General features: G+C 52.1%; 19 protein-coding genes. 12 read left to right on the forward strand and 7 right to left on the reverse strand.

The window, feature by feature from the left end:
- The first annotated feature begins 83 nt into the window (after positions 1–83).
- The 5 genes from priA to hslU all read left to right on the forward strand — a co-directional run bounded on the left by priA (position 84) and on the right by hslU (position 6,127).
- Entirely contained in the window at positions 84–2,282 is a 2,199-nt protein-coding gene (gene priA, locus E8E00_RS12525; protein WP_168174065.1) for a primosomal protein N', read from the forward strand.
- Positions 2,283–2,428: 146 nt separating this feature from the next.
- Positions 2,429–3,466: a DNA-binding transcriptional regulator CytR gene (cytR, locus tag E8E00_RS12530; protein ID WP_256369730.1), complete on the forward strand. Its 1,038-nt coding sequence runs from the start codon at positions 2,429–2,431 to the stop codon at positions 3,464–3,466.
- 71 nt (positions 3,467–3,537) lie between these two features.
- Complete coding sequence (locus E8E00_RS12535; RefSeq protein WP_077455095.1) at positions 3,538–4,089, forward strand: SPOR domain-containing protein; 552 nt, start codon at positions 3,538–3,540, stop codon at positions 4,087–4,089.
- A 167-nt stretch (positions 4,090–4,256) separates the two neighbouring features.
- The gene (hslV, locus tag E8E00_RS12540; RefSeq protein WP_069590834.1) at positions 4,257–4,784 is read left to right on the forward strand and encodes an ATP-dependent protease subunit HslV; all 528 of its coding nucleotides are present in this window, start codon (positions 4,257–4,259) and stop codon (positions 4,782–4,784) included.
- A gap of 11 nt (positions 4,785–4,795) precedes the next feature.
- Positions 4,796–6,127 carry an HslU--HslV peptidase ATPase subunit gene (gene hslU, locus E8E00_RS12545; RefSeq protein WP_077479517.1) on the forward strand — a complete coding sequence of 444 codons (1,332 nt, stop codon included), beginning with the start codon at positions 4,796–4,798 and terminating at the stop codon, positions 6,125–6,127.
- Between the two features lie 44 nt (positions 6,128–6,171).
- On the opposite strand, the gene E8E00_RS12550 is transcribed toward hslU, so the two are convergent.
- On the reverse strand, positions 6,172–7,494 hold the full coding sequence (locus E8E00_RS12550; RefSeq protein ID WP_096629381.1) for an IS4 family transposase: 1,323 nt from the start codon (positions 7,492–7,494) through the stop codon (positions 6,172–6,174).
- Between the two features lie 224 nt (positions 7,495–7,718).
- Between E8E00_RS12550 and E8E00_RS12555 the strand changes: the two genes are divergently transcribed.
- Together E8E00_RS12555 and rraA are read left to right on the forward strand one after the other, a co-directional pair.
- Positions 7,719–8,624, forward strand: coding sequence for a 1,4-dihydroxy-2-naphthoate polyprenyltransferase (locus tag E8E00_RS12555; protein WP_069590837.1), 906 nt, complete (start codon positions 7,719–7,721; stop codon positions 8,622–8,624).
- A gap of 119 nt (positions 8,625–8,743) precedes the next feature.
- Complete coding sequence (gene rraA, locus E8E00_RS12560; RefSeq protein ID WP_069590839.1) at positions 8,744–9,262, forward strand: ribonuclease E activity regulator RraA; 519 nt, start codon at positions 8,744–8,746, stop codon at positions 9,260–9,262.
- Positions 9,263–9,313: 51 nt separating this feature from the next.
- On the opposite strand, the gene zapB is transcribed toward rraA, so the two are convergent.
- Positions 9,314–9,556 (reverse strand): cell division protein ZapB, encoded by a 243-nt coding sequence (gene zapB / locus E8E00_RS12565; RefSeq protein WP_069590841.1) that lies wholly within the window; start codon positions 9,554–9,556, stop codon positions 9,314–9,316.
- A 302-nt stretch (positions 9,557–9,858) separates the two neighbouring features.
- Here zapB and glpX point away from each other — a divergent pair, with 302 nt between their 5' ends.
- The 4 genes from glpX (at position 9,859) to E8E00_RS12585 (ending at position 12,949) form a co-directional block, all read left to right on the forward strand.
- Positions 9,859–10,866, forward strand: coding sequence for a class II fructose-bisphosphatase (gene glpX, locus E8E00_RS12570; protein ID WP_077662607.1), 1,008 nt, complete (start codon positions 9,859–9,861; stop codon positions 10,864–10,866).
- Positions 10,867–10,995: 129 nt separating this feature from the next.
- The gene (locus E8E00_RS12575; RefSeq protein ID WP_069590905.1) at positions 10,996–11,616 is read left to right on the forward strand and encodes a metalloregulator ArsR/SmtB family transcription factor; all 621 of its coding nucleotides are present in this window, start codon (positions 10,996–10,998) and stop codon (positions 11,614–11,616) included.
- Positions 11,617–11,625: 9 nt separating this feature from the next.
- On the forward strand, positions 11,626–12,369 hold the full coding sequence (locus E8E00_RS12580) for a ferredoxin--NADP reductase (RefSeq protein WP_069590846.1): 744 nt from the start codon (positions 11,626–11,628) through the stop codon (positions 12,367–12,369).
- A 238-nt stretch (positions 12,370–12,607) separates the two neighbouring features.
- The gene (locus E8E00_RS12585) at positions 12,608–12,949 is read left to right on the forward strand and encodes a DUF3135 domain-containing protein (RefSeq protein WP_069590849.1); all 342 of its coding nucleotides are present in this window, start codon (positions 12,608–12,610) and stop codon (positions 12,947–12,949) included.
- 51 nt (positions 12,950–13,000) lie between these two features.
- Here the strand turns inward: E8E00_RS12585 and E8E00_RS12590 are convergent, their stop codons facing one another.
- Positions 13,001–13,360 carry a 5-carboxymethyl-2-hydroxymuconate Delta-isomerase gene (locus tag E8E00_RS12590; protein WP_069590851.1) on the reverse strand — a complete coding sequence of 120 codons (360 nt, stop codon included), beginning with the start codon at positions 13,358–13,360 and terminating at the stop codon, positions 13,001–13,003.
- Between the two features lie 260 nt (positions 13,361–13,620).
- Between E8E00_RS12590 and tpiA the strand changes: the two genes are divergently transcribed.
- A complete protein-coding gene (tpiA, locus tag E8E00_RS12595; protein ID WP_096630591.1) occupies positions 13,621–14,388 on the forward strand; it encodes a triose-phosphate isomerase in 768 nt (255 codons plus the stop codon).
- A gap of 56 nt (positions 14,389–14,444) precedes the next feature.
- Here tpiA and E8E00_RS12600 read toward each other — a convergent pair whose 3' ends face one another.
- The 4 genes from E8E00_RS12600 to E8E00_RS12615 all read right to left on the reverse strand — a co-directional run bounded on the left by E8E00_RS12600 (position 14,445) and on the right by E8E00_RS12615 (position 18,488).
- Positions 14,445–15,767, reverse strand: a complete 1,323-nt coding sequence (locus E8E00_RS12600) for an IS4 family transposase (protein ID WP_096629381.1) — start codon at positions 15,765–15,767, stop codon at positions 14,445–14,447.
- Between the two features lie 109 nt (positions 15,768–15,876).
- Entirely contained in the window at positions 15,877–16,341 is a 465-nt protein-coding gene (locus E8E00_RS12605; RefSeq protein WP_096630589.1) for a tRNA (cytidine(34)-2'-O)-methyltransferase, read from the reverse strand.
- A 63-nt stretch (positions 16,342–16,404) separates the two neighbouring features.
- The gene (cpxA, locus tag E8E00_RS12610) at positions 16,405–17,805 is read right to left on the reverse strand and encodes an envelope stress sensor histidine kinase CpxA (RefSeq protein WP_096630586.1); all 1,401 of its coding nucleotides are present in this window, start codon (positions 17,803–17,805) and stop codon (positions 16,405–16,407) included.
- Positions 17,793–18,488 (reverse strand): response regulator, encoded by a 696-nt coding sequence (locus E8E00_RS12615; protein WP_069590857.1) that lies wholly within the window; start codon positions 18,486–18,488, stop codon positions 17,793–17,795. Before E8E00_RS12615 ends, cpxA begins: the two co-directional genes overlap by 13 nt.
- Positions 18,489–18,545: the final 57 nt, after the last annotated feature.

Here is an 18,545-nt window from a genome sequence, read left to right on the forward strand (position 1 = left end):
CCATCACCTTGTATCCAACAACAAGGCTTTGCCTACCTGGGTCAAGCCGTTACACTGAGCGTCTTGTTAGCCGATAAGATGTTGTGATGGAACAGTTTGCACAAGTGGCCTTACCGGTCCCGCTGGCGAAAACTTTTGATTACCGGATTACCGAACACGTCCCTGTGGTGGGAGCACGTGTGAAGGTGCCTTTTGGTCGCCAGCATAAGGTCGGCATTGTCACTGCCATCACCACCACACCTAGTGTTGCCGCCCATCAAGTCAAGGCGATCACTGAGGTATTGGATGACGCGCCACTTTGGACTCCTGCCGTCTATCACCTGTTGCAATGGGCAAGTCGCTTTTATCATCATCCACTTGGCGATGCGATGGGCGCCGTGATGCCGACGCTACTGCGCAAAGGTCGACCCGCAGCGCTCAAGCAGCAAAAATGGTGGCAATTGACCGAAGCCGGACAGAATCAACCGGTGACCGGGCTTACCCGCGCGCCAAAACAAGCGCGTGTGTTAACCCTGCTCACTCACGGCCCTACTCCGCATGCCGACCTCGTGGAGCAAGACATTACCCCCGCTGTGATTAATACCTTGGTGGACAAAGGCTGGATCGCGCCTTACACCCCACCGCTTGAAGGCAAAGCTTGGGCACGGCATTTTACCATCAGTGAAGACAAGCCCTCACTGAACCATGAACAAGCCATGGCCGTTGCCACCATCAACGCCAGCGATGGCTTTGCCTGTGTGCTTTTAGAAGGTATTACCGGCTCGGGCAAAACCGAAGTGTATTTAAACGTCTTAGAGCCGGTTTTAGCGCGTGGCGAGCAGGCGTTAATATTGGTGCCCGAAATTGGCCTCACCCCGCAGACCATCCGCCGATTCGAACGCCGCTTTAACGTCCCGGTTACCGTGATGCATTCGGGGCTCAATGATACGGAGCGACTCAGCGCGTGGCTGGCGGCTCGCGACAATCAAGCTGCAATTGTGATTGGAACACGCTCAGCACTTTTCACCCCAATGGCGAAGCTTGGCATCATCATTATTGATGAGGAGCACGATCCCTCATATAAGCAGCAAGACAGCTTTCGCTACCATGCACGCGATCTGGCGGTAATGCGCGGTCATGAAGAAAAGATACCTGTGGTGCTCGGTTCGGCAACACCGTCATTGGAAACGCTACACAATGCACAAACGGGAAAATACCAATACTTACGCTTAACCCAACGTCCGGGCAATGCAGTCACCGCCCGCCAAGGGGTGCTCGACATCAAAGGCCACCATCTTGAGGCGGGCTTATCGGCGCCCTTAATTGCCGAAATGCGTCAGCATCTTCAGCAGGGAAATCAGGTGATGTTGTTTTTAAACCGCCGTGGTTATGCGCCTGCAATGATGTGTCACGAATGTGGCTGGCTCGCCAGTTGTCAACGCTGTGATGCCTACTACACCCTCCACCAACAGCATCAAGAGTTACGCTGCCACCATTGCGGGCATCAAAAACGCGTGCCGCCCCAATGTGGGGATTGTGGTTCGACACAGCTGATCAGTGTGGGCGTGGGGACCGAGCAACTCGAAGCCCAGCTGGGCGAACTGTTTCCCGACTACAATACGGTCCGTATCGATCGCGACAATACCCGACGCAAAGGCAGCCTAGAGAGCTATCTCGCCGGCATCGAAAAAGGTGAGTATCAAATCCTACTCGGCACCCAAATGCTTGCGAAAGGTCATCACTTTCCCAATGTCACCTTAGTGGCGCTTGTCGATGTGGATGGCGCCTTGTTCAGTAATGACTTCCGTGCCCCAGAGCGTCTCGCGCAGTTGATGGTACAAGTCGCCGGGCGAGCTGGCCGCGCCAGCAAACCCGGTACGGTGATTTTGCAAACTCACCACCCTGAGCACAGTCTCATTCAAGCGCTGATCCACAAGGGTTATCAGGCGTTTGCTGACTCTGCATTGGCAGAACGTCGCCAAGCGTGGCTGCCCCCTTATACCTTCTTAAGCCTGTTTCGTGCCGAAGGGCATGAGGACAACAGCGTGCAGCAATTTTTACAGCAAGTCCGACAAACCTTGGCCGCCTCACCCATTCAACATGATGAGGTACACATTATGGGGCCGATGCCTGCGCCGATGGCGCGACGCGCAGGGCGTTATCGCTGGCAACTGCTGATCCAGGCACCGTCACGAAAAGTGATGCAACAATGGCTCACCGTTGCCTTGCCCGTCATCCAACAATTGCCCTTGTCACGCAAAGTTAGATGGTCATTAGATGTTGAGCCGCAAGACCTTTCTTAACATTCCCTTGCATTAAAGCGACGTAGATCACGATTTCTTTGCAATAAGTGTTAGCTTGTTCGTATTTATATGGGCCAAGCCTAGGTAGAATACCTTCGCAAACTGACGCATCCTAGACAGGTCAGAGGAGTGAATAACTTACTGATCTGACTAACTCAGACAACAAGAGGACTGTCATTATGGCGACAATGAAGGACGTTGCCCACATTGCCGGTGTATCTACTGCCACGGTCTCGCGCGCACTGATGAACCCTGAAAAGGTGTCTGCATCCACGCGTAAGAAGGTCGAACAGGCCGTGGTTGAAGCTGGCTACTCCCCCAATTCACTCGCGCGCAATCTTCGCCGCAATGAGTCTAAGACCATTGTCGCGATCATTCCGGATATCTGCGATCCCTACTTTAGTGAGATCATTCGCGGTATCGAAGAAGCGGCGATGGAACATGGCTACTTGGTCTTGCTTGGCGACAGCGCCCAGCAGCAAAACCGTGAAAACTCCTTTGTGAATTTAGTCTTTACCAAGCAAGCCGACGGCATGCTGCTCTTGGGCACGGATGTCCCATTTGATGTCAGCAAGCCAGAGCAAAAAAATCTTCCCCCCTTGGTGATGGCCTGTGAATATGCGCCAGAGCTCGAGTTGCCTACCGTGCATATCGATAACCTCACCGCGGCATTCGAGGCAGTCAACTACCTGACCCAAGTGGGGCATACCCGTATTGCCAACATTACCGGCGCAACCCATACGGCACTGACACAGTTCCGCACCCAAGGCTACCAGCAAGCACTGCGCCGAGCTGGGATCACGGTTAACCCCGCCTACAGTGTGACTGGGGATTTCAGTTTTGCATCTGGTGCTCGGGCCATGACAAGCCTGTTATCCCTGCCTGAGCCCCCCACCGCCGTATTCTGTCATTGTGATGTGATGGCAGTGGGTGCCATGCAGCAGGCAAAACGTTTGGGCATGCGTGTGCCGCAAGATATTTCTATTGTCGGCTTTGATGACATTCAATTCGCTGAGTACTGCGATCCACCGCTTACCACGGTATCACAGCCTCGCTATGACATTGGTCGTCAAGCAATGCTGATGTTACTCAGTATCTTACGCGGACGAGATGTGAACGCCGGCTCTCGCTTACTGGATGCCAAATTGGTGATCCGTGAGAGTGTCGCGCCCCCGTCTCGATAGTAAGACTAGTCAGCACGGGTTGAAGCCAGTAACATGAGCGCTTTACTGGCTTCTTGATTTGATTATTTGCTGTGGCAACTCGTGATTACGTCAAACGTGGCAAAGCGCCACGCAAAAAAAACTCCCGTCGCCAACCACCGGCTCGTAAAGGCTTCCCACTCAAATGGGCACTGCTTGCGATCGCGCTCGTGGGCGCGTTTGGCTATGGTTTATACCTTTTGAGCCAAACCGATACGCCGGCGCCAGCGCAACCTCAGCAACCCACTGCACCGGCAAAGCCGCAGCCGAAAAGCACCTTGCCTGAAAAGCCCAAAGAAAAATGGAGCTACATCGAAGAGCTGGAAAGCAAAAAGGTGGAGGTTGAAGCGAAAGAAATTCCTCAATCAACCCGTCCTTACCTGATGCAATGTGGCGCGTACCGCAGCCGCGAACAAGCCAGTGAGCGTAAAGCGATGATTGCGTTTCAAGGCCTTGAAAGCCAAATCAAAGTCAGCCAAGGCGAAAAAGGCGCTTGGTACCGTGTGGTGCTCGGCCCTTACCCACGTAAACGCCAAGCTGAGCGAGATCGCAACATGCTACGTCGTGCGGGTATCGAACCCTGCGCCATCTGGTATTGGGAATAATCCGTTTGTCCTGCTCTACCGGTCCGTTTTTTAGTCGGACCGGTAAGGCATCGGTGGCAAGACAGCGCGAGGAAATATTACCACTCCCCTTGAAAACCCTCGTCCGCGGCCCAAACTCTTAAGGTAATCACCCATCTGGTGCACCAGAAACAAACAAAGAGGTTCCCGTGACTACAATCGTCTCCGTTCGCCGCGAAGGTAAAGTGGTCATTGCTGGCGATGGCCAAGTCTCCCTTGGTAACACTGTCATGAAAGGCAATGCACGCAAAGTTCGCCGTTTATATAACGGCCAAGTATTAGCTGGTTTTGCTGGCGGTACGGCGGATGCCTTCACCCTATTTGAGCGCTTTGAACGCAAGCTCGAATTGCATCAAGGCCATCTCACCAAAGCGGCGGTTGAACTCGCCAAAGAGTGGCGTACCGATCGCGCCCTACGCCGGCTCGAAGCCTTGTTGGCGGTGGCGGATGAAACCGCGTCACTGATCATCACTGGTAACGGCGACGTGGTCGAGCCTGAGCGTGATCTCATTGCGATTGGCTCGGGTGGCAACTTTGCGCAAGCCGCCGCTGTCGCCATGCTCGAAAATACAGAACTAGGCGCCCGAGAAATTGCCGAAAAAGCCCTCGCGATCGCTGGTGACATTTGTGTGTTCACCAACCAGCATCACACCATCGAAGAACTCGAGAGTAAATAACAGGATTTGTCATGTCTGAAATGACTCCACGCGAAATTGTGCATGAGCTTGACCGCCATATTATCGGCCAAGATAAAGCCAAACGTGCGGTGGCGATCGCACTGCGTAACCGCTGGCGCCGTATGCAGCTGCCAGAAGATCTGCGTGCGGAAGTCACGCCGAAAAACATCCTTATGATTGGCCCGACGGGTGTGGGTAAAACCGAGATTGCTCGCCGTCTGGCGCGCCTTGCCAATGCGCCTTTCATAAAAGTCGAAGCGACCAAGTTCACCGAAGTCGGTTATGTGGGTAAAGAAGTGGAAACCATTATTCGCGATCTCGCGGATGTGGCGATGAACATGACCCAACAGCAAGCGATGGAGAAAGTGAAATTCCGTGCTGAAGAGCAAGCGGAAGAGCGCATCCTCGATATCTTGCTGCCACCAGCCCGTGACGCTTGGGGGCAAAATGAAGCCAGTCAGGAAGACTCTTCAACCCGTCAAAACTTCCGCAAAAAGCTGCGTGAAGGCAAACTCGACGATAAAGAAGTAGAAGTCGACGTTGCCGCTCCACAAATGGGCGTTGAGATTATGTCGCCTCCCGGCATGGAAGAAATGACCAACCAGCTACAAGGCATGTTCCAAAACTTGGCAGGCAACACCACCAAAAAGCGTAAGATGAAAATCAAAGACGCGATGAAGGTGTTGACCGAAGAGGAAGCAGCCAAGCTGGTCAATCATGATGACATCAAAGAGCAAGCCATTCATGCGGTGGAAAACAATGGCATCGTCTTTATTGATGAAATCGATAAGATTTGTAAATCCGGTAACACCAGCGGCGGTGACGTATCGCGCGAAGGGGTGCAACGTGATCTACTGCCGTTAGTGGAAGGCAGTACGGTCTCAACCAAACACGGCATGATCAAAACTGATCATATCCTGTTTATCGCCTCAGGCGCATTCCAAGTGTCACGTCCGTCTGATCTGATCCCAGAGCTGCAAGGCCGTCTGCCAATCCGTGTTGAGCTTGAAGCCCTATCAACCCATGACTTTAAGCGTATCCTCACTGAACCAAACGCCTCGCTCACCCAGCAATATACCGCCTTGCTGAAAACCGAAGAGATTGATCTGGCGTTTGAAGAAAGTGGTATCGATGAGCTCGCTTCTGCCGCTTGGCGCGTGAACGAGAAAACCGAAAACATCGGTGCTCGTCGTCTGCATACGCTGATGGAGCGCTTGATGGAAGACGTCTCGTACGAAGCCAGCGAGCGCGCCGGTCAAAGTGTGACAGTGGATGCCGAGTACGTGCGTAGCCACCTTGAAGAGCTGGTGGATGACGAAGATCTCAGCCGCTTTATTCTCTAATCTATACCGATATCAAGGGCAGCAAACGCTGTAATGCATGTGAATTAAGCTGAGTTACGTCTTTTAGAAGGCCTAGTCGCATAGCGATTGGGCCTTTTCTTTACTGCTCTTGGGTATGTCCTCTCTCGCCTCTCTGGAAGTACAAAGCTCTCTGCCATGTCGAGGATATATCGGAGCACTTCTGGGTATCTTCCAGGTGCGACAGCCGGGAGCATCTGCAACTGACTCACTAAAAATATTGATGCCTGCTTAAAGCCTATTTGGTATGGCATTACCGTGTTCAATGAATACGCCATCTGGCACATCATAAAACGCAGTAGGTTGTAGGCGAGCAACATCCCCCAAAGCTCCTGTTTAACTAACGCCGGTGTTTTACTTCTTAGCGTAAGGCTATTTTGAAGCATGTACTGCTTCATCTCTCGATAGCCTAATTCGATTTCCCAACGATGACTGTAGAGCTCTGTAATATCGGCCCCTATATACCGCTTGGGGTCGGTCATTGACGTCAGCAGTTTGACCTCTTTCCCTTTGACCTTGGTGGTAATGAGTCTCGCCTCCAGTGTATCTGGCGCATCAGCCCATTTCTTTTTCGCTTGAGCAGTTAGCGAGAGTTCAATTAGCTCCTGACCACGCCCCAGTTTTCTCAATGTCTTATATTGCGCCCCTTTTCGTAACGGAATTAGCCAGTGCCTCTCCTTACCTTGGCTTTGCCAACGATGGAGAAGCCCTAAGGCATAAAAGCCTTTGTCAAACAGGGTGAGGCTATTATCTGGGGCTTTATCGATAAGCTGAGCGGTCAGGTCAACCTCACTGACGGAGACGGAGTCAAAGGCAGCACTGTTAAGCAGATGACTCGTTAATTCCATATGGCAGACCATGCGAACTTGAGGATAGTCTGACGTCGTTGTTTTATTACCGGTTCGGCTAAAAGCCTTATCGTTGTCGGCCGTATCTGGTGTTCGCCAAACTACGCCATCAACAGCATGTAAAGTGAGTCCGTACCAGTCAGGATGTGGGGTCTTCTCATGCCACAATTGCTGAGTTTGGTTGAACACCGCTTCGACTGGCTTGTGCCCCAACTTCTTACGGGCATGGATAACCGCACTCGGCGCAACAAAGGGTTTCTTGCCCGGTAGCAATATATCTAGCTGAGAGACCACCTTACTCATCGATAGATGCCGATAAAGTGACATTCCCACAACGCTCCATACCATCAATTCCATGGGGAGCCTACGCTTACGAATCGTCGCGACGCCTGTGTCCTCAAGACATTGGTGAATGAGTTCAGGGCAAAGGAGATCGGATAGACCATTGAGTTGGTCAGCAGAGAATTGATGTATTCGGTCGAGGGCTTGTCTTAAGAACATAAAAAAATCCGAGTGTGCAGAAACACTCGGATTTTGACACCCTCTCAGGATCGTTCAACCGATCATTTTTTGCTTAACTGATCGGCATTACAGCAAACGCTGCCCTTTTTTGCATAAAAGTTTGCGCTGACGCAAACGGAAGTCGAATTTCCCCACCCTGCCCGTTGCCCACTTACACGCTTAAGCGATAATGGCGATATTGTCTGTTCGTCGAGAGTGTCTGTATGACTCAATCCACTTTGGCTATTTGGCTTGATGCCGCTCGGCCCAAGACCTTGCCCCTTGCCATTACCTCTATTTTATGTGGCAGCGCGGTCGCCGCCTCACAAGGGCGTCTTTCTTGGTCGATTAGCGCCATGGCCTTGGTCACCGCGTTATTACTGCAGATCTTGTCTAACCTCGCCAATGATTATGGCGATGCGGTGAAAGGGACAGATAACGCCGCGCGCCTAGGCCCGATGCGCGCTATTCAGTCAGGACACGTGAGTATCGCTACCATGCGGCGTGCGCTCATCCTCAACGTACTACTCACGCTCATTAGTGGTGGCAGTTTAATTGCCATTGCCTGCCAACAACCGACTGATATCGTCAGTTTTCTGCTACTCGGTGTCATGGCCATTGTGGCGGCCATTACCTACACCGTGGGCAATAAACCCTATGGCTATCGTGGGCTGGGGGATCTCTCCGTGTTGATGTTTTTCGGTTGGCTGGGTGTCGCTGGGACCTACTATTTACAAGTTGGACACATTGACTCGCTAGTTATCCTCCCCGCAACCGCATGCGGCTTACTCGCAGTGGGAGTGCTCAACATCAATAACCTACGCGACATTGATAACGATCGCGCCTGTGGCAAACATACGCTTGTGGTACGGTTAGGCCCACATCGAGGTCGTCAATACCATGTAATTTTGCTTGCCAGTGCCGTGGTTTGCTATTCGCTGTTTGCCGCGCTCACCTTCCAAGCTTGGCTGGGATGGTTGTTTCTCGCCGGCGTTCCCTTATTGATTCGCCATGGCCGTGAAGTGTATCAAGCCGCAAGCGCCACCGCATTGCGTCCTATGATGGGAAACATGGTACGTTGTGCACTGGTCACCAATGGCCTTTTTATGACCGGTATGCTGTTAGTGTAATCAGGGCACAGATTGTCCCCTTTTGCATTGCAAAGCCTTATCGGCCCGTTATACTTGGACTAGCCTTGTTGGCAACCGCATGTTGTCAGCCTTTTTCTGCCTCAACAAGAAGTTAGACTATGGAATACAATACCTCGGAACTATGCGACATGTATCTTGAACAAGTGGATGTCGTGGAGCCAATGTTTAGCTCTTACGGGGGCCGCAGTGCGTTTGGTGGCCAGATTACAACCGTTAAATGCTTTGAGGATAATGGCCTTATCCGCGAGCTTGCTGAACAAGACGGTCAGCAACGGATCATGTTGATTGATGGCGGTGGCTCACTGCGCCGTGCGTTGATTGATGGAGAAATTGCACAGCTTGCTGCTGATAACGATTGGGCAGGTATGATTGTGTATGGCTGCGTCCGTGATGTTGACACCATTGATGAGATTGATATCGGTATTCAAGCACTGGCATCGATTCCGGTCGGCGCGGATGAACAAGGCACAGGGGAAACCGACGTTCCCGTCAACTTTGGCGGTGTGACTTTCCTCCCGGACGATCATGTCTATGCAGATACGACCGGCGTGATCCTCTCACCCGACGCGCTCACCATGGATAGCGTCGACGTTGATGACGAGGAAGACGACGACTAATACGTCGCCTCACGCGGATAGAAAAACAGAGCCAATCGGCTCTGTTTTTGTTTATTCGACGTTCTCAATCTTGCCCAGCAAGCTACGAATACGGTTTTGCCACGCCTCTTGCTCTTCACGCAGTTTGGCGTTTTCTTGCTCGAGGCTTTCACGGCTTTCTTTCACCGAGGCTGCATCACGCTCTAGCGCGTCATTCTTTTCTTTCAGCTCTTCGATTTCCATTTGCAGCAGCGAAATGGTATCCACCGCCATTTGTACTTTTGCTTCGAGTTGTTCTAATACTTCCAATGACATCAAGGCCACCTTATTTCTGACGATTGATCCCGTTACTACTGACATCAGCAGCAACCCGTGCAACGTGATTGTGCACCCCGCTGTTATTGTACCGAGCGCACGCTAGACTGCCACTGTTCTCGCGCCTTGCCAACGCGCAAGTGCACAAAAATCCAGCATATTTGGTGTTATTCCTGATCCGCCTGACGTGTATTTCCACATATCCCCTGCTCACAGGCGTACGCAAACGTTTTCTATTTCTGGTAAACTGGCGCGCGCTCACTGGGCTGACCAGTTTTTGTGGCTTTTATCTTGGAGTACTCATGAAACGCGATCTCGCACTGGCTTTCTCTCGTGTCACCGAAGGCGCCGCCCTTGCCGGTTATAAATGGCTGGGCCGTGGCGATAAAAATGCAGCGGATGGTGCAGCCGTCGCCGTGATGCGTACCTTACTGAACCTCACCGAGATTGATGGTGAAATTGTGATTGGCGAGGGCGAAATAGACGACGCGCCGATGCTCTATATCGGTGAACAAGTCGGCTTGGGTGGCGACGCGGTCGATATTGCCGTCGATCCAATTGAAGGCACACGCATGACGGCCATGGGGCAAGCGAATGCCCTGGCGGTACTGGCCGCCGGCGAGAAAGGTAGCTTTTTAAAAGCGCCGGATATGTACATGGAAAAACTGGTAGTGGGACCGGGCGCCAAAGGTGCCATTGATCTGCACAAGCCCCTGCTCGAGAACTTAGAAAATATCGCCATCGCCCTAGGTAAAACCCTAGATACGCTGGTCGTCGCCACCTTGGCAAAGCCTCGCCATGACGCCATCATCGCCACTATGCAGCAACGCGGGATCCGAGTTTTCGCCTTTCCCGATGGCGACGTGGCCGCCTCAATTCTTACCTGCATGCCTGAAAGCGAAGTAGATGTGATGGTCGGCATTGGCGGTGCGCCGGAAGGTGTGGTGTCAGCCGCCGTTATTCGCGCCCTAGGCGGCGACATGCAAGGACGTTTGCTCCCTCGCCACGAAGTCAAAGACGATACCCCAGAGAACCGCGCTTTTGGTGAGCAAGAATTAGCCCGTTGCCAAGAAATGGGGATCCAAGCCCACCAAGTACTGACGTTGTCCGACATGGCGAGCAGTGATAACGTTGTCTTTGCCGCCACAGGGATCACCAAAGGGGACTTGCTAGATGGCATTAGCCGCCAAGGCGATCTGGCCACCACAGAAACCCTGGTGGTACGCGGTCAATGTCGTACCATACGCCGCATCCGCTCGACCCACTATTTAAGCCGTAAAGACGACGCCATCAAGCATCACATCTTATAACTCAGCGGGCAGCCAATGTGCTGCCCTGACTGGTCAAGTGGATTGATTTCGATTACCCTTTTATAAACACTTTGCTTTATTTAGTTGTGTGCTGCTGGGCAGCGGATTGGGGTAATCACTATCACTACCATCAAGTCTACCGATCGCATTCTCGATACCCTTAAACGAGAAGGCAGTGTCAGCGCAAAAACCCTCGCGCAATCGCTGGGGATGACCACGATGGGCGTGCGCCAACACTTACAGAGCCTTGAGCGAGACGGGCTGGTTGATTTCGAAGATGTGCGCGCCAAAGTGGGTCGCCCCACCCGCCACTGGTCGCTCACCGCCAGTGGTCATAGCCGTTTTGCAGACAGTCATAACGATCTGTCGATCACCTTGATTGACTCCGTCCAAGACGTGTTTGGCGAGCAGGGCGTCGAAAAAGTGATCGCGCAACGAGAAGCGCGAACCCTTGCGCAATATCAAGATGCACTAAAAGATTGCGATAATTTAGAGGCTAAATTGCAAACCTTGGCGTATCTTAGAGAGAGCGAGGGGTATATGGCCGAGCTCCAACAGGATGGCGCCGACTACATATTGATTGAACATCACTGCCCTATCTGCCACGCAGCCAAAACGTGTCCGGCGCTTTGCCGTTCAGAAATACAATTATTTCAACGCCTTTTAGGTAATGCTTACCGTATCGAGCGCGAAGAGCACATCGTGTCCGGGCAACGTCGCTGTACATATCGAATCGGAGAAAAGACGTGAGGAGGTAATATGGCCACTTGGATCAAGGCTGAAGTTGTGGAGAACCAACATTGGACGAAGGATCTCTTCAGCCTGGTGTTATCCGCCCCTATTGAACCCTTTACCGCCGGCCAGTTTACAAAACTGGGGATGGAGATCGACGGTAAACTCATTCAACGCGCCTACTCGTTTGTTAACCCTCCTCAAAGTAAGTATCACGAAGTCTATGCCACACGTGTCGCCGATGGACTCATGTCGCCGCGACTGCATGCGCTAGAGCCGGGTGAAACCGTGATGATCACCAAAGATCCCGCAGGCTACTTCACCTTGGATGAAGTGCCGCAAGGACAACATTTGTGGATGCTCGCCACCGGTACCGCCATTGGTCCTTATCTGTCGATTATGGAGCAAGGGGATGTTTGGTCACGGTTTAGAAAGGTTATCTTGGTGCATGCGGTAAGATTCGCGGCGGATCTGACCTATCAAGCACGCATCAACGCACTACAAGAAAAATACCCCGATCAGTTAGTCGTGCAACCGTTCGTGAGTCGCGAGCCCACCGCGGGCGCCCTTTCTGGACGGATCACCCATGCGTTAGAAGATGGCTTGCTCGAACGCGTGGTTGGGCTACCGCTTCAGCCCGACCATAGTCAAGTGATGCTGTGCGGGAACCCGGCGATGGTCAAAGAAGTGAAGAGCATTTTGGAAGGCAAAGGATTAAGCAAAAACCTACGCCGTAAGCCCGGTAACATTACCACCGAGCACTATTGGTAAGTCGTTGCGCCCCTTTGCTGGGGTGCATACGGTAACCCGTTGTATTTTTATGGTTAAAAATAAGCACTAAAAAGCGGTCATTTTTCAGGGGATTGTTTGTGCCACAGTCTGCTTTCCCGTTCAGAGCGCCAAGTGGCTCAGACACCCTGAATTTGATCCCCCCACGCCCCCGACTCATAGTTATTCATACGCCTTGGTAATGCGGTCATCTGACCGACGGCGTATAAAGGAGTAACTTATGAAGACGCTACCTTCTTTTGATGAACTGGCCGCTTTGGCTCAGTCCGATCCAAAAGCTTTAGAAGCTTTGCGCCTCAAGATGAGTGAAGAAGTGATTGCCAATGCCTCACATGCCACGCAACCACAGCTCCACGCCATGCTAAGCCACATCAACCGCGTGATAGAACATGGCAAAAACCCACTGCACGTGAACGTCATGTTATTTCAAGCGCTGTCAAAGCAATACTCACGCTTTGCCACCGCCTTTGAATCACCCGAATCGCTACGTAGCCACAACGCTGAAATCATGGACTTTCGCGTCGGCCAAGCCGCGCGCCAAAGCGCACGCGCAAGCGAATAACGCCCAAATCGGCTCGGGTGGAACGTCCACCCGTTACCGCCTTACCATCGGTTAAACCACAGCCGACGCGACCCGCTTGCTGTAGCTTTTGGTTTCCATATCACGAATTTCAACCGTTAAACTGCTCACGTGACTAGCATGACGGGATAACACGTCAACCAGCGCTTGGCTAATGGCTTGCTTTTGCGCCACCGTTCGCCCATCGAGCAAGCGAAATTCGACATGAATAAAATCGCCACGGTCTGCTTGTTCTCCAACCCGCCATACGCCGCAGGGCACGGCTCGCGACTTTAGCGCCGCCGGCTCAAACACTTCACTGGCGATGGCGGCTTGATGTAAGGCCTCCACCACCTGATCGATGTTCACTCGTTCAGAAACCGATTCTGTGTATTCCATGATTAAATGCGGCATCACACACTCCTTGTTATTGAGAAAGGCTATGGTGCCGGATTTTTCACCACCACTCTAGCGAGACCATCACAGTTCACTGGCCAGACGTGCCACAAAATGATGAAAATTTACTACTTAGCGGTTCACTTTTGCCAATAAAACGCGTAAAAACGAAGGCATTCTCGCCATTCTATGATTTTAAACAGAGAAGGCCGCGCTACAATAGACTACCTTCTTTACATCTTTTGACTTCAAATCAACTAAACCGCGGAGGAATTCCTATGCGCCGTCCATTGGTAATGGGTAACTGGAAACTCAATGGCAGCAAAGCCATGGTCACTGAACTGCTAAACGGCCTGAACGCTGAACTTAAAGGCGTGGAAGGTGTAGACGTTGCTGTTGCGCCACCGGTCATGTATTTGGCACAAGCCGAACAACTGCTGGCAGACAGCGCCATTAAGCTTGGTGCGCAAAACGTCGACACGCACAACAGCGGCGCATTCACCGGTGATATCTCTGCAGAGATGCTGAAAGACTTTGGTGCCACCCATATTATTATCGGCCACTCAGAGCGTCGTGAATATCACCAAGAATCTGACGAATTTGTCGCGCAGAAATTCGCTTTCTTGAAAGAAAATGGCCTCACGCCAGTACTTTGTATCGGTGAGTCCGAAGCACAAAACGAAGCGGGCGAAACCCTTGCTGTCTGTGCACGTCAGCTTGACGCAGTGATCCAATCACAAGGTGTTGAAGCGCTGAACGGTGCGATCATTGCCTATGAACCTATTTGGGCGATCGGTACTGGTAAAGCTGCGACGGCAGAACAGGCTCAAGAAATCCACGCGGCCATTCGTAAGCACATTGCGTCTTACAGCGAAGACGTCGCAAGCAAGGTTGTGATTCAGTACGGCGGTTCAGTAAAAGCAGGAAATGCTGCAGAGCTATTCGCGATGCCGGATATCGACGGCGCGCTAGTTGGCGGTGCCGCGCTTGACGCAGCGGGCTTTGCCGCTATCGCTAAAGCAGCGGCTGACGCGAAAAAATCGTAAGCGACTGACGCTAAACATCTAACAAAACGTCCCCAACCTGGGGTAATGCATGTGAATTAAGCTGAGTTACGTCTTTTAGAAGGCCTAGTCGCATAGCGATTGGGCCTTTTCTTTACTGCTCTTGGGTATGTCCTCTCTCGCCTCTCTGGAAGTACAAAGCTCTCTGCCATGTCGAGGATATATCGGAGCACTTCTGGGTATCTTCCAGGTGCGACAGCCGGGAGCATCTGCAACTGACTCACTAAAAATATTGATGCCTGCTTAAAGCCTATTTGGTATGGCATTACCGTGTTCAATGAATACGCCATCTGGCACATCATAAAACGCAGTAGGTTGTAGGCGAGCAACATCCCCCAAAGCTCCTGTTTAACTAACGCCGGTGTTTTACTTCTTAGCGTAAGGCTATTTTGAAGCATGTACTGCTTCATCTCTCGATAGCCTAATTCGATTTCCCAACGATGACTGTAGAGCTCTGTAATATCGGCCCCTATATACCGCTTGGGGTCGGTCATTGACGTCAGCAGTTTGACCTCTTTCCCTTTGACCTTGGTGGTAATGAGTCTCGCCTCCAGTGTATCTGGCGCATCAGCCCATTTCTTTTTCGCTTGAGCAGTTAGCGAGAGTTCAATTAGCTCCTGACCACGCCCCAGTTTTCTCAATGTCTTATATTGCGCCCCTTTTCGTAACGGAATTAGCCAGTGCCTCTCCTTACCTTGGCTTTGCCAACGATGGAGAAGCCCTAAGGCATAAAAGCCTTTGTCAAACAGGGTGAGGCTATTATCTGGGGCTTTATCGATAAGCTGAGCGGTCAGGTCAACCTCACTGACGGAGACGGAGTCAAAGGCAGCACTGTTAAGCAGATGACTCGTTAATTCCATATGGCAGACCATGCGAACTTGAGGATAGTCTGACGTCGTTGTTTTATTACCGGTTCGGCTAAAAGCCTTATCGTTGTCGGCCGTATCTGGTGTTCGCCAAACTACGCCATCAACAGCATGTAAAGTGAGTCCGTACCAGTCAGGATGTGGGGTCTTCTCATGCCACAATTGCTGAGTTTGGTTGAACACCGCTTCGACTGGCTTGTGCCCCAACTTCTTACGGGCATGGATAACCGCACTCGGCGCAACAAAGGGTTTCTTGCCCGGTAGCAATATATCTAGCTGAGAGACCACCTTACTCATCGATAGATGCCGATAAAGTGACATTCCCACAACGCTCCATACCATCAATTCCATGGGGAGCCTACGCTTACGAATCGTCGCGACGCCTGTGTCCTCAAGACATTGGTGAATGAGTTCAGGGCAAAGGAGATCGGATAGACCATTGAGTTGGTCAGCAGAGAATTGATGTATTCGGTCGAGGGCTTGTCTTAAGAACATAAAAAAATCCGAGTGTGCAGAAACACTCGGATTTTGACACCCTCTCAGGATCGTTCAACCGATCATTTTTTGCTTAACTGATCGGCATTACCCAACCTGGGGACGTTTTTTATTGTGCGCCGGCAAATCCTAATTGCCGCCACGCTTCATAGCCAATAATGGCCACGGCATTAGACAGGTTTAGGCTACGTGCCTCTGGCTGCATGGGAATGCGCAACCGCTGCGCGTCTGGCAATGCTTGGATCAACGCATCAGGCAAGCCGCGCGTTTCTGGCCCAAACAACAACACATCACCGTCCGCAAACGTCGCCTCAGTGTGGAACTGGGTGGCTTTGGTGGTACACGCAAAGATCCGACGACCCGCCATCGCGGTTGCAAACGCCGCATAGTCTTTATGACGTGTCACTCGAGCAAGATCGTGATAATCCAGTCCCGCACGACGGACTTTCTTTTCTTCCAGATCAAAGCCAAGCGGCTCAATCAAATGCAAGTTCGCACCACAGTTGGCACAAAGACGAATGATATTCCCCGTATTAGGGGCAATTTCAGGCTCGTAAAGCGCTATATCAAACATGAGAGTTTATTACCAAAGTAAGCAAGGCAGGTATTGTCGCAACCGCTGGTAGATTGCGCAATATTAACCACTCGGCCATTGCAAGCGCACCACGAGTCCACCTTGTGGATGGTTCGCAGCACTGACTTGGCCACCATGTTGCTGTACGGCTTGTGCAGTAATCGCTAGCCCCAGCCCAGTTCCGCCCGATTGACGGTCTCGCGCGGCAGACACGCGATAAAAGGGGCGGAAAATATCAGTCAGCATTGTCTCAGGAACGCCGGGGCCATCGTCCTGAATCTCAATATTTAACCCCGCTTGCTCGCTCATAACCGATAGGCAGACATGTTTATTGGCGTAGCGAATCGCATTACGCAGCACATTGTCGAGCGCACTGCGGGCTAAGCGCACATTGACGGTTAATGCGACATCAGGAAAGGGAGTCACCTCGATCTGCTTACCCTGCTGCCCCGCTTCAAATTGGGCATCGTCAACGACCGATTGCCAGAGTGCTTGAGCACTGATGGATTCGCGTTCAAGGTGTCCTTGCGATTGCAGTCGTGACAAGGTGAGTAGCTCGCTGATCAAGGCTTCCAATTGGCTCGCTTCCCGTTCAATCCGCGCTAACACTTCGCTATCGCCCAATTCACGCGCGGCCAGGGCGCGTGCCATTTGTAATCGAGTCAAGGGTGAGCGCAACTCATGGGAAATATCCGACACTAGTTGTTGCTGCCCAGTCACCATCTGATTGAGCGCGGTCACCATTTGGTTAAAGCCTCGACCTGCGTCGCGAAACTCTTTGGGACCTTGCTCAAGGGTAGGGTCAATCACCAACTGCCCCTTGGCGACTCGCTGACTCGCCGTTTGAAACCGCCGCGCGGGACGCGTCAAGGTATACGCCAACCAGAGCAACAAAGGCGTACTGACCAACATGGTCACCACTAATAAGTGCTGTGGTTTTTCCAAAATTTTAAGCACAAACGGCAGCTTGGGTTGCCAGCGCCGAGCATGATAAAAGGTTCCGGCTTCACGCGCGGTAGTGACGGGGAAAGGGCCGGCTAACATATTGCGGTGATAAAGGCGCTGCATCGGCGCATCAGTGTCGGTGGTTTGCGATATAAAATGGCGTAATTCGCGTGGCAAAGATCCTAATGTCGCGCTATCAGGCACCCAATACAACTTATAGGGCGTGCGACGATGACCGCGATGTTGATTCTGACGTGCAACCATCACCGCAATTGGAATATCACGCTGTTGTGAGATTGCTACTAATTGTTCCAGTTGGGCTTGGATACGGGCTTTTTCCGGCGAGGGAATGGTATGCAAGCTACGCGGGTCTTCTCGCTGTGCCCAAATAACCGCCGCTAACACCGCCAGCAGCGTCAGCCAGAAAATGATAAAAACCCGTCCGTATAAGCTTCCGAGAAAGGGCACCCGAGACCAGCGCTCGGCGAGCTGGCGACGCCAGAGACCTAGTCGACCCATAGATAGCCCTTACCTCTTAGGGTTTTAATCCTAGGTTTGCCATCAAGGCGCTCTGGCAGCTTCTTACGCAAATTGGAAATATGCACATCGACTGCACGGTCAAAGGGCATGAGTCGCTTTCCTAGCACCTGCTCACTCAATAAGGCTTTACTTACCACTTCACCGGGGTGATGAAGCAAACAGGCCAACATTTCGGTTTCCATACCGGTCAACGCCACGGGTTTATCTTGGCACAACGTCTCTAATCGACGCGGGTACACTCGCACATCATGATGAGCCAGTACCGGCTCATCTTCAGGCGGTGCCGACTCTGCGCTTACGACCTGCGTTCGGCGCAAAATGGCCCGCATTCGCGCCAGCAGTTCGCGATCGCTAAAGGGTTTGGCCAAATAGTCATCCGCCCCCAGCTCGAGCCCCATCACTCGGTCTACTTCTTCTCCTCGCGCCGTGAGCATCAAGATCGCGACGTTGGATGTGGCGCGCAGCTGACGCAAGGTTTCCATGCCGTTCAAAACCGGCATCATCACATCAAGCAGAATAATGTCAGGGGGCGAAGCGCTCGCCATCTCAAGGCCAGCTTGGCCATTATCCGCACAACGCACGGAAAATCCCTCCAGTGAGAGCAGCTCACTGAGTAAATCCGTCAGTGCGGTATCATCATCGATGATCAAAACCTCTTGCATGGCAATCAGACTCTCTGCCCATTATCAATTAGCCGTAGTTCTATCATAGCTACGCCC

The organism is Salinivibrio sp. YCSC6, assembly GCF_004916735.1.
Taxonomy (GTDB): Bacteria; Pseudomonadota; Gammaproteobacteria; order Enterobacterales; family Vibrionaceae; genus Salinivibrio; species Salinivibrio proteolyticus.